General features: G+C 54.8%; 11 protein-coding genes and 2 pseudogenes. 11 read left to right on the forward strand and 2 right to left on the reverse strand.

Annotated elements, in window-relative coordinates; genetic code table 11:
* Nucleotides 1–142 precede the first annotated feature (142 nt).
* The 4 genes from FC75_RS01045 to asnA all read left to right on the forward strand — a co-directional run bounded on the left by FC75_RS01045 (nt 143) and on the right by asnA (nt 3,754).
* A complete protein-coding gene (locus FC75_RS01045) occupies nt 143–889 on the forward strand; it encodes an SDR family NAD(P)-dependent oxidoreductase (protein WP_054665078.1) in 747 nt (248 codons plus the stop codon).
* A 104-nt stretch (nt 890–993) separates the two neighbouring features.
* Nucleotides 994–1,575 carry a TetR/AcrR family transcriptional regulator C-terminal domain-containing protein gene (locus FC75_RS01050; protein ID WP_056988853.1) on the forward strand — a complete coding sequence of 194 codons (582 nt, stop codon included), beginning with the start codon at nt 994–996 and terminating at the stop codon, nt 1,573–1,575.
* A gap of 54 nt (nt 1,576–1,629) precedes the next feature.
* Nucleotides 1,630–2,274, forward strand: a complete 645-nt coding sequence (locus FC75_RS01055) for an SDR family oxidoreductase (protein WP_054665068.1) — start codon at nt 1,630–1,632, stop codon at nt 2,272–2,274.
* Between the two features lie 472 nt (nt 2,275–2,746).
* Nucleotides 2,747–3,754, forward strand: a complete 1,008-nt coding sequence (gene asnA, locus FC75_RS01060; protein ID WP_056988855.1) for an aspartate--ammonia ligase — start codon at nt 2,747–2,749, stop codon at nt 3,752–3,754.
* A gap of 75 nt (nt 3,755–3,829) precedes the next feature.
* Here asnA and FC75_RS01065 read toward each other — a convergent pair whose 3' ends face one another.
* Nucleotides 3,830–4,141 (reverse strand): hypothetical protein, encoded by a 312-nt coding sequence (locus tag FC75_RS01065; RefSeq protein ID WP_056988856.1) that lies wholly within the window; start codon nt 4,139–4,141, stop codon nt 3,830–3,832.
* A 125-nt stretch (nt 4,142–4,266) separates the two neighbouring features.
* Here FC75_RS01065 and FC75_RS01070 point away from each other — a divergent pair, with 125 nt between their 5' ends.
* Nucleotides 4,267–4,701, forward strand: a complete 435-nt coding sequence (locus FC75_RS01070) for a MarR family winged helix-turn-helix transcriptional regulator (protein ID WP_054665062.1) — start codon at nt 4,267–4,269, stop codon at nt 4,699–4,701.
* A 69-nt stretch (nt 4,702–4,770) separates the two neighbouring features.
* On the opposite strand, the gene FC75_RS01075 is transcribed toward FC75_RS01070, so the two are convergent.
* Nucleotides 4,771–5,538 carry a tyrosine-protein phosphatase gene (locus FC75_RS01075; RefSeq protein WP_054665059.1) on the reverse strand — a complete coding sequence of 256 codons (768 nt, stop codon included), beginning with the start codon at nt 5,536–5,538 and terminating at the stop codon, nt 4,771–4,773.
* 174 nt (nt 5,539–5,712) lie between these two features.
* Here FC75_RS01075 and FC75_RS01080 point away from each other — a divergent pair, with 174 nt between their 5' ends.
* The 6 genes and pseudogenes from FC75_RS01080 to FC75_RS01105 form a co-directional block, all read left to right on the forward strand.
* The gene (locus tag FC75_RS01080) at nt 5,713–7,080 is read left to right on the forward strand and encodes an MFS transporter (RefSeq protein WP_056988865.1); all 1,368 of its coding nucleotides are present in this window, start codon (nt 5,713–5,715) and stop codon (nt 7,078–7,080) included.
* A gap of 101 nt (nt 7,081–7,181) precedes the next feature.
* On the forward strand, nt 7,182–7,604 hold the full coding sequence (locus FC75_RS01085) for a MarR family winged helix-turn-helix transcriptional regulator (RefSeq protein WP_056988858.1): 423 nt from the start codon (nt 7,182–7,184) through the stop codon (nt 7,602–7,604).
* Nucleotides 7,597–8,469 (forward strand): annotated as a pseudogene (locus FC75_RS01090) (SDR family oxidoreductase). Before FC75_RS01085 ends, FC75_RS01090 begins: the two are co-directional and overlap by 8 nt.
* A 130-nt stretch (nt 8,470–8,599) precedes the next feature.
* The gene (locus tag FC75_RS01095; protein ID WP_054665051.1) at nt 8,600–9,049 is read left to right on the forward strand and encodes a hypothetical protein; all 450 of its coding nucleotides are present in this window, start codon (nt 8,600–8,602) and stop codon (nt 9,047–9,049) included.
* 82 nt (nt 9,050–9,131) lie between these two features.
* A complete protein-coding gene (locus tag FC75_RS01100; protein ID WP_056988861.1) occupies nt 9,132–10,103 on the forward strand; it encodes an amidohydrolase family protein in 972 nt (323 codons plus the stop codon).
* Between the two features lie 12 nt (nt 10,104–10,115).
* A pseudogene (locus FC75_RS01105) lies at nt 10,116–10,610 on the forward strand (SDR family NAD(P)-dependent oxidoreductase); the annotation flags it as partial.
* Nucleotides 10,611–10,666 lie beyond the last annotated feature (56 nt).

Raw genomic sequence — 10,666 nt, forward strand, 5'->3', positions numbered from 1 at the left:
GCAAACCGACTGACCGAAAAAGCCCGCGAAACGAAAACAAGTGAAATGAGACAATTATCCTCTTTGGTTGCACATCTCGCTGTTGAAATTGATGGCAGCGCCTACAATTAAGATGAACAAATAAATAAAAGGGGTGTTCTTTTTGGCAGACAAACAAATTATAACTTTGATCACCGGAGCAGAGCGCGGACTGGGCCTTCAGTACGCCAAGAACCTGGGCAAGGCGGGACATGTGATCATCATCGGTGCCTACGACATGACCGCGGGTCAAGCCGCCTTGAAGGAACTGCAGGACGATGGCATCACTGTATTGCTTTCTCATTGTGACATCACCGACCAGGCCACGGTTGATGAAACGATGGCGACCATCAAGGCCAAGTATGGTTATCTGAACATTCTGCTGAATAACGCGGGTATCTCCAGCCCCGCCTTTGAAAAACCCTCCGAAACCTCGGATGAGCACATTGAAAAGTGCTTTGCGACCAACTTCTATGGCACCAATCGGGTGATTCGGGCCGCGGTGCCGTTGCTTAAAGCCGCGGACTGGGCAAAAGTGATCAACATGACCTCCGACTTGAGCTCACTGACTCGGGCGATGGATCCAAAGTACGGCTACTCCAAGATTAATGACCTGCCTTATCAGGCGTCCAAGACCGCGGTCAACGCGCTGACCATGGGTTATGCCAAAGAATTTGCTGGGACCAACATTACCTTCAACTCGGTCAACCCGGGCATGACAGCCACTGATTTGGTCAACAAGAAACAGTTCGAAGCAAACGGTGCACAATCGGTTGAAGCCGGCGCTAAAGCCGCCACTGAGCTTGCTTTAGCTAAGAACAACGACGTCAACGGCCAATTTCTTGAAGCCGCTGGCAAAATTGCCTGGTAATTTTAGCAGGAATTTTTCCCCAAGCGTTGGCTTGGGGATTTTTTTGCTCTAACCGGCCAGCACTTGTCCCCTGGTGTTAAGCTGAGGGTAAAGGAGGGATGCCTGTGCCATCCACCAAAGACGAAATTGCCCGCGTCACCAAGCAGCTGGTCATCACCATGCCATTCAAGGCCATCACCGTGACGACGATCATGGCCGCCACCCACATGCGCCGGCAAACTTTTTACGACCACTTTCGCGACAAATACGAAGTGCTCGGCTACATCTATCGCACCGAAATCGATGCGCGGGTGTGGTACTGCGGCGACTACCGCCGCTGGCCGGACACCTTGCACCGCATGGTCCAGTACTTCACGGCTAACCGCCTGTTTTACCAAAAGGCACTCGCCATTGACGATCAAAACGCGCCGAGTGACTACATTCAACACCATTTACACGATATGATCGACCACATCCTGCGCGACCTGGCAACGCACGAAAAAATCGTGATGACGCCCAGCTACCAAGGCTTCGTGACGCAAATGCTGGTGGCGAACGCGTTTACGACCATTCAGCTGCTGCTAGCCGACAGTCGTTCTGACGCGAGCACAGTCGAGGAAAACCTACGCGTATTTGTCTCTGATGCCCTGACCGGCTTGCTCGACCGGTATCGCGTAACGGACAATCAAGCCGAAGTGTCCGGGTGACTTACTAAAACCAAGTGTTACACTTGATTCGTTAAATCGATAAGGAGTGAGCACATGAGTAATGTCTTGATTTTAGGGGCAAACGGACAAATTGCCCGCCTTGCAGAAAAACAGTTGTTGAGTGAAACGAAGCATCACCTCACCTTGTTCTTGCGCAACGCCAAGCGGCTGGAAGTTACCGACCCAGACCGGGAAACCGTCATCGAAGGCGATGCCACCGATCCTGACGCCTTGAACAAAGCAATGGCCGGGATCGACATTGTCTACGCCAACCTGGGCGGCGGCAAAACGATCGAAACTCAGGCGAAGGCAGTCGTCCAAGCGATGGACCTGGCCAAGGTCACCCGGTTAATTTGGATTTCGACGCTGGGCATCTACAACGAAGTCCCAGGAGCCTTTGGCAAGTGGAATCACCAGCAGTTGGACGGCGGCTATTTGGAGCCGTACACGGCCGCTGCCAAGGTAATCGAACACTCCAACTTGGACTACACGATCATTCGCCCGGCCTGGTTGCAAAACAATGACACTGTGGACTACGAGCTGACGCACCGCGACGACCTGTTCAAAGGCACCGAGGTCTCACGCAAGAGTGTCGCAGACCTAGTCACCAAGCTGATCAACGATCCTAAGAAGTACGTTAAGGATTCGCTCGGCGTCAACCAACCGTACACGGATGGCCCGAAGCCGTCGTTCTATTAATCACCACCCGAAGAAAACGTCGACGCCGCGCCGGCGCTTTTTTTGAGGTGGTCGATCAGCGGAAAAACTTTTTGGCCTGCCCCCTTTTCAAATCTGCTGCCGCGTGCTAAAGTAGTCACAATCACAAACGAAGACTTGCAAGACCAGTAACCAACGGCGTTCTATCAGTGATGTGGGGTCAGTGAAAACCCACTTAGACCAAGCTCTTGGCGAATAACCCTTGCTCATGTCTCTGCCCCAAATGGCCATGGCCAAAGTAGGCGCAGACGCAACCGGCGCGTTATCATCCGGAACCGCATGTCAGTGCGGATTGAGGTGGTCTATTTTACATAGGCAACTAGGGTGGTACCGCGAAAAGTCTTTCGTCCCTTGCGTTAGGGACGGAAGGCTTTTTTCGTCCCTAGCGTGCCGGCGCGAAAGCCCGCGCCGACCATGTCTGTCCTTGTTGAAATAAATTGCGGAGATGACAATTATGCATTTAATTATTCCTGAACATTACGATCCAAAACTGTCTGTTAAAGAAACTGAAGCCGCGATTCGCTACATCCGCGAGACTTTCCAGGATGAATTCGGCAAGCAGCTTGGCCTGCAGCGCATGAGCGCCCCTATGATGGTCGATAAGGCAACTGGCCTAAACGACAACTTGAACGGCGTGGAAACGCCGGTCTCCTTCACCATGAAAGACATGCCTGGCGAGCAGATGGAAATCGTCCACTCGCTGGCAAAGTGGAAGCGCATGGCGCTTTACCGCTACGGCTTCGGCATGCACGAAGGCCTGTACACTAACATGAACGCGATCCGGAAAGACGAGGATCTGGATAACTTCCACTCCATTTACGTCGACCAGTGGGACTGGGAAAAGGTCATTGCCAAAGAAGAACGGACCGAAGCGACCCTACGTGACACCGTCCGTCAGATTTTCAAGGTGATCAAGCACATGGAAGACGAGGTGTGGTACAAGTATCCGCAGGCCGTTCACCATCTGCCGAAGGACATTCACTTCCACACCACCCAGGAGCTGGAAGACCGTTGGCCAGACCTCACGCCAAAAGAGCGTGAAGACGCCATTTGCAAGGAAGACGGCGCCGTCTTCCTGATGCAGATCGGTGGCCTGCTGAAGTCCGGCAAGCGGCACGATGGGCGTGCCCCTGACTACGACGACTGGCAGCTGAACGGCGACATCCTGTTCTGGTACGAACCACTTGGCTGCTCCCTTGAGATCTCTTCCATGGGTATCCGGGTCGATGAGGACGCGATGCGCCGTCAGCTCAAAGCGGCCGGTGCCGAAGACCGTGCCGAGCTGCCATTCCACAAGCTGCTGCTGGCAGGCAAACTGCCATACACAATCGGTGGCGGGATCGGCCAAAGCCGACTGTGCATGCTGCTCCTGGGTAAGGCCCATGTCGGTGAGGTCCAAGCCTCGGTCTGGCCGCAGGCGATGATTGACCAATGCGAAGCTGCCAACATTCACCTTCTTTAATTCATTAGCTTCTCAAAGCCGAGTGCCGCTGCACCCGGCTTTTTTGACGAAAAAAGTGCCGGCCGCAGCCGCCACTCACTCGTCCTGATCAACGCCGTCCTTGGCCACTGAGCCCGGATGTTCGCGCTTAAACGCCAACCAAGCCTGGCGCGGGACGGTCAAAAACTGATTGGCCGTAATATCTAGGATCTCGAAATTAGGCAAGCGGTGCGTGTATACTTCAAATGCAATCACGACGGCCACCACTGCCAGCAGCAGCCACCACCAAGCCGTGAACGCCACGATGAACAGCACGACTAAGACCGTGCCCCAGGTCCATGCGAATGCCCGCTCAGTTTGTTTGCCCGCTTGTTTAGAGTAGCGGTGCGTTGGGTCCAGTTTTGTCATTGTCATGCCTCCAGAGGTCAATCGGTCTAGCCAAGTCTGCCGTTGCACAGCGATTTTACCGTTTTTTGCCCCTCTCAAGCGCTTTTTCCGCTATACTGAAAGAGCATTCAAGAAAGGACCTCGTCATGCATATCACCGGTTCAAAGAATTTATCCGAGCAGTTTCACGCTCTCACCAATGCCGAAACGAGCTACATCCACGCCCACCTGCGCGACTTGCACCTGAATAACTCACAGGCGCGCCTGCTCAAGTACATCGCGGATCACCCAGGGGCCCTGCAGAAAGATGCCGCCGCCTACCTGAACCGGCAAAACGCAACGGTCACCAACATGCTTAAGGGTCTGGAAGCGCACGGCTACATCGAGCGGAAAATCCCCAGGGAAAACGAGCGGCAAAAGAAGCTCTACCTGCTGCCGGCCGGCGCGGAGCTGGTCAAGGCCATTCGCGGCATTTTCACCAATTTGGAAGAGCAGATCGAAGCGGCAGTCCCCAAAGCGGAACAAGCCCAGCTGATCAGTCAGCTGCAGGCGATCACTCAAACCATTACCCGCATTCACTAGTCAACGCGCGCGTCGTCGACCGCGCGTTTTTTTGTGCTTGCAGGGTCTCTTGAGTCCTAGTCGCCGTGATCAGACTAGGTACAGCTTTCGCAGGGTCTGAATCTGGTGGTTTGTCAGCTGCAAGGCTTCAGTCAGGTAGTGTTGCATGTCGCCGTACGTGTCCTTAATCGCGGCCAGCGCAGTATCCAGATACTCGGGGTAAACCGTCCAAATATCTGTCAGTCCCTGCATCATGTTCTGATTGCCGCCTTCCGCCTTGGCCTGTGTCAGCACCTCTTCCAGTGCCGGTTGGATGAAAAGGTTCGTCGCCAGGTAATCCTTGCGAATTGTCGCCTCGTCCACCCCTAACGCCGAGAGCACGTATACCGCCGCCATGCCTGTGCGATCCTTGCCGGCCGAACAATGAAACAGCAAAGTGTCACTGCTGTTGCCCAGCGCTAAATCGAAAAACTCGCGGTAAGCCTTCTGAGCCGATTCGCTGAGCGCTAAGTCGCGATACGTCCGCAGCATGTTGTGGTAGCCAGCCTTGGCGTCCAGCGAGAACATCTGCTGCTCCTGTGCCCAAGTCTTGGACACCTGCGTCTTGTCCTCGCTGAACACCGGATCGAACACGTACCGCGCCGAATCAGGCAGGCGGTCAGGCTTTTCCAGGCGCTCATCACGCGAGCGAAAATCCACATCCACGCGGACCCCGTACGTATGCAAAAAGGCCACATCCCGGTCCGATAAACGGTCCATGGCACCGGAACGCACAAGCCGATGCGCCCGCAGATGCAAGCCGTCAGTGGTTTGGTAGCCCCCGAGATCACGAAAGTTGTAACCGTGATGAATGTTCATTAACGTCGGTTCCAATTTTTTCCACTCATTTCCTTTAGTCTTGTCATTCCATTTTAGCGCAAACCCTTTCCAAAGTCGCGCAGACTTCAGCCCTGAAAATGGCCTATAATGATCGTATCTAATTTTCTGAAAGAAGCGATCACTTTGACCCCCACTCACAAACAGGCAAAACCGATGCTGGTCGTTGCCATTGTCGCGCTGATGTCCTTCCTCGGCGTGCTGACGGAAACGTCCATGAACACCACCTTTCCCGCGCTGATGAAAGCCTTTCACGTGTCGCTTTCAACCGTGCAGTGGGTGACATCCGGCTATCTGCTCGCCGCGGCGCTAGTGATGCTGACCTCGGCGTATATGAAACGGCGCTTCACCAACCGGCAGCTTTTCATGAGTTCAGCCATGCTGTTCATCATTGGTGACCTGCTCTGTGCGACCGCGCAGAGCTTTCCTCAGCTGCTCGCCGGGCGGCTCATCCAAGCCGGCTGTGTCGGGCTGTGCACGCCGCTGATGGTCAACATCATTCTCGACGTCGTGCCGCGGGCCAAGCTGGGCCTGTACATCGGCATCGCCAACGTGATCGTCCTGATTGCACCGGCACTGGGGCCCACTTTTGGGGGCGCCGTCACCGCCTTTGCCAGCTGGCGAATGATTTTCTGGCTGACGCTGCCCCTGGCGCTGCTGCTGTTGATCCTGGGCAGCGGCCAGATTCACCAATACAGCACGCAAACCCGGCTGGCCTTTGATTGGGTCCGGTTTGGGCTGCTTGGGGCGGCACTTGTGGCGTTAAACCTGGGGCTCACCACCATCAGCAGCCGGCACTGGCTGGTCGTCGCGGCCCTGCTCATCGTCTGTGCGCTTTGCATGGCGGTGTTTTTGCGCCTTTCGCGCACCAGCACGCGCTTTCTGTTCTCGCTGACCGTCTTCAAGCAGCCGGCGTTCCTATTTAGTTTTCTGCCTTATCTCACCCTTCAGTTTGCCAACGTGGGCATCAACTTTCTGCTACCCAACTATGTCCAGGAAGTCTTCGGCGCTTCCGCACTGATTGGCGGATTGATTCTCCTGCCGGGGTCCGTGTTCAACGGACTGGGTCAGCCAGTTTACGGCTGGATGCTGGACCACTTCGGGGGGCGCCTGCCACTGCTGCTTGGCGATGGCCTGTTTACCATCGGGGTCCTGGCGATGGCGGCACTTGGTCCGGCAATGGGCGTGCTTGGCGTCACCATTGCCTACCTGATCTTTGCCATCGGCCGCTCGATGGCGTTCAGCAACTCGGTCGCGTACGGCCTCAAGGCCCTGCCTAAGGCGCTGCAACCTGATGCCAACGCGCTTTACAACATGGGGCAGCAGGCCGTTGGCGGCATCGGCACGACAGTTTTGTCACTGCTGATGACAGCAGTCCATCATCCCGGCTGGAGTCATGCGCAAAACATTGCCGCCGGCAGTGCCTGGGCGTTTGGCCTGCTGGTCGCACTCGGCATCGTCATTTTCGGGCTGTACTGGATCTTGCTTCGCCGCACTGGCAGCACCGCAACCGGCAACGAATAAGCCTAACCCTTAACCCCACCGGCCAATATTGACATTCCAATAATAATCAGTACACTTACAGTTATTGTCAGTGTACTGATTATTTTTTTGGAGGCGAACGCATGAACACGGCATACTTACTGATGGAAACGGCCAAACAACTCAAGCATCAGCTCAACTTCGCTCTCAGCAAGGAAGGCACCACTGCCCAACAGTGGGCCGTCCTTGAGGCGCTGGATCGCCTTGCACCTGCTTCCTCGCCCATCACTGCGGCACGGGTCGCAGCTGAAATCGACAGCGATCGCCAAACCACTGCGGCAGTCGTGCTGCGGCTGGCCGATAAAGGCTGGCTCAGCCGTACGCCATCGACAGAAGATAAGCGGGCCATCGTCCTCGCTTTGACGACTGCCGGAAAAGCAAAGGTGGCTGCGTTGCAGACGGTGGCGAGTCGCACCCTCACCACCTTTTTACACCCACTGCCAGCAGCGCAGCAGGAGCAACTCACCGACATGTTGACCCAACTATTGGAGGAAAATCATGACTAACACAATTTTGATCATCGGCGGCACCGGTAATATCGGCTTTCCCCTCGTTAAACTACTCGCCCAGGATGATGACGTTCATCTGGTTGCCGGCGCACATAATTTGAAGAAAGATCAGGCGCAGTACGGCGATTTGCCGGTTGACGTGCGCCGCTTTGACTTTCTCGACGCCAGCACGTTCGATCAAGCCTTGGCCGGCGTTGACCGCGTCTTTTTTGTCCGCCCACCGCAGCTGGCCAAGCCCAAGGAAGACATGCTGCCGTTCTTGAATCAAGTCAAAGCACACGGCGTTAAGCAAACCGTCTTCGTCTCTATGATCGGTGTGGAGAAGAATCCCGTTACGCCGCACCACAAAATTGAAAAAATGATCGTCTCACTCGGCCTCCCACACACGTTTATTCGGCCCAGCTTCTTCATGCAGAATCTGAGCACCACGCACCGAGAAGACATCTGTCAGCGCAACGACCTGTTCATCCCGGCTGGCAACGCCAAAACCAGTTTTATCGATACTGCCGATATTGCCGCCGTCGCCGCTAAAGTCCTGACGACGCCGATTTAAGCTGAGCAGAAGCTCAATATCACGGGTCCTGAGGCCATCACCTACACCCAAGTCGCCCAAACCATGTCCAAGATTCTCGGCCGGCCCATCTTTTACTCAAAACCCAGCCTGCTGAAGTTTCGCAGGACCATGCTGCAGCGTGGTACCAAGAAGGACTTCGTCAACGTCATGGTGATGCTTTACCTAATTACCCAAATGGGCAACGCCAAACAGATCACCCAAGACTTGCCGAATTACCTGGGCCGGCCAGCGCACTCGGTCGCCGATTTTATCGCGGCTAATGAAGCCCTTTTCGCGCCTGCCAAGTAATCTGGCCGTTCGCCGCCGCTCGAGAAAGTCGTGCGAGCAGCGCAGTGAAGGGCTAAACTGTACTCAGATGGGGGTGATCTCAGTGGCTAATTCTTCCACTGACGCAACAAATCAACTGCTAAAAAACCTGATGACAAAAGCCACCGACGGCAAACAATTCGCGGCGACCTGGAATTTTGGCGATGCCAAGGATCCGCTGCCAGCGCCACTGATTCGCCGAGTGCTCAAGCACACGGGCGTACTGGAAAGCGAGGCCCAGCTGACTGCAGCCTGGCTAACAGCGACTCAAGCTGAGCAAGGCGCACTTTGGCAGAAGCTGCAGCAGGCGACGGCGGAGTTTTGCCAACTCTTTGCGGCCGGCGCTGACGTCACTGCCGAACTGCCGAGTTACCGCCGATTCGAAGGCATGACGCTGCGTGAATTGGCTTGGCAAATGAGTATTGATATCGAGGATCTGGAGCTGCCCGAGGCTCGCGCCGCCGCGCTGGCTGATCCTGACAAGGTGGGGCTGTACGCAGAGGCCCAGCGCCAGTTTACAACGCAGTATCCAGGATTCCGGTTCGAGCCTGCGACGAAATAAGAAATCTGCTTCATAAAAGCCAAAATAGTTGTGATTACACGAGTATAATGAGGGTTGGAATTTTAACTAGGAGGCTTTAATCATGAAACTAATCACGGTCGAAGAGCAATACGACACTGACGCAAACATTGCGCAATTCAACAAGTATTCAGAAGTGAAGAACAACAACCCCTTTCAGGACAAACTGAAACCGGACCTTGTCGACTTCAGCAGAAAAGTCGCGTACATGGATCAACACGGCATTGACATGCAGGTCATTTCGGACGCTGGTAACTCCGCCCAGGTATTGCCTGATGCTTATGCAGTGGACGGGTCGCACGCGCAAAATGAGACACTTGCGGAAAACATTAGCCAGTACCCGACTCGCTTTGCTGGCTTGGCCACTTTGCCGGCGAACACGCCTGACAAAGCCGCTGAAGAACTCGAGTACGCCGTGACCAAACTGGGCATGAAAGGCGGCATCATCAGTGGTTCAATCAACGGCCAGTTCCTGGATGATCCAAAGTTTGACCCCATTTTTGCCGCTGCTGACAAGCTGGGCACCACCTTGTACCTGCACCCTGGCGTCATCACGAATGAACAGCGCGCCATGTTGTACGACAGTAAAGCTTACCCGGCGGCGACTTCCAGCATGATGGCTGGCGCGATGTGGGGCTGGCACATGGAAGCCGGGATTCAACTCATGCGGATCATCACCGCAGGCATTATGGACAAATACTCGCACTTCAAAATCGCGTCTGGCCACTGGGGTGAATTCGTCCCGATGTTCTTGGAGCGGATCGATGGCTTCAGCGGCATTGTCACCAAGCTGCCGCACAAGTTCTCTTATTATTACAAGCGTCAGGTCTATATTTCACCATCTGGCATGTTCACCGCGCCACAAATGCAGCTGGCGCTGACAGAAATGGGTGCGGATCACATCATGTGGTCTGAAGACTTCCCTTACGTGAAGTCCGGCGACACCGTTCGCGATTTCCTCGCCCAGGCCGACTTGTCCGAGGCGCAGCGCGAAGCAATTGCCCATGGCACTGCGGAAAAGGTTTTTGATCTGTAAGGAGGACCTTTCATGCCTGAATCAGAAATAATCACGTTGATCACTGGTGCAGATAAAGGCATCGGTTTTGCTACTGCCAAAGACTTGGCCAAATTAGGCCATCACGTCCTGATTGGTGCGCGCAATCAGGCCCGCGGCGAAAAGGCTGTGCAAACGATTCGAGATGATGGGGGAACGGCAGACTTCATTCAGCTGGATGTGACTGAGGATGCTCAGGTCAAAGCCGCCGCGGCGAAGATCCAGGCTGACTACGGCTATCTCAGCGTCCTGATCAACAACGCCGGCATCGCAGTCGATGCGCACCAAAAACCGTCGCAACTACCAATCGACCAGATCCGCAAAGACTTTGAGGTCAACTTCTTCGGCCTAGTTCGCGTCACCCAGGCGATGGTCCCACTACTGAAGGTCGGTAAGCCTGCCAAAATTGTCAATGTGACCTCGAACATGGGGTCATTTGGCCTCGCCACCGATCCTCAATCACGCTTCTATCAAGTCTCTTCACTGGGCTTGAAGTGCCCTACAATTGTTAGACAAAGTGTCTAATGATTGTGGGGCTTTTTTTG

Origin of the sequence: Lacticaseibacillus camelliae DSM 22697 = JCM 13995, assembly GCF_001436615.1 — a bacterium.
In the GTDB taxonomy this organism is placed as follows: domain Bacteria; phylum Bacillota; class Bacilli; order Lactobacillales; family Lactobacillaceae; genus Lacticaseibacillus; species Lacticaseibacillus camelliae.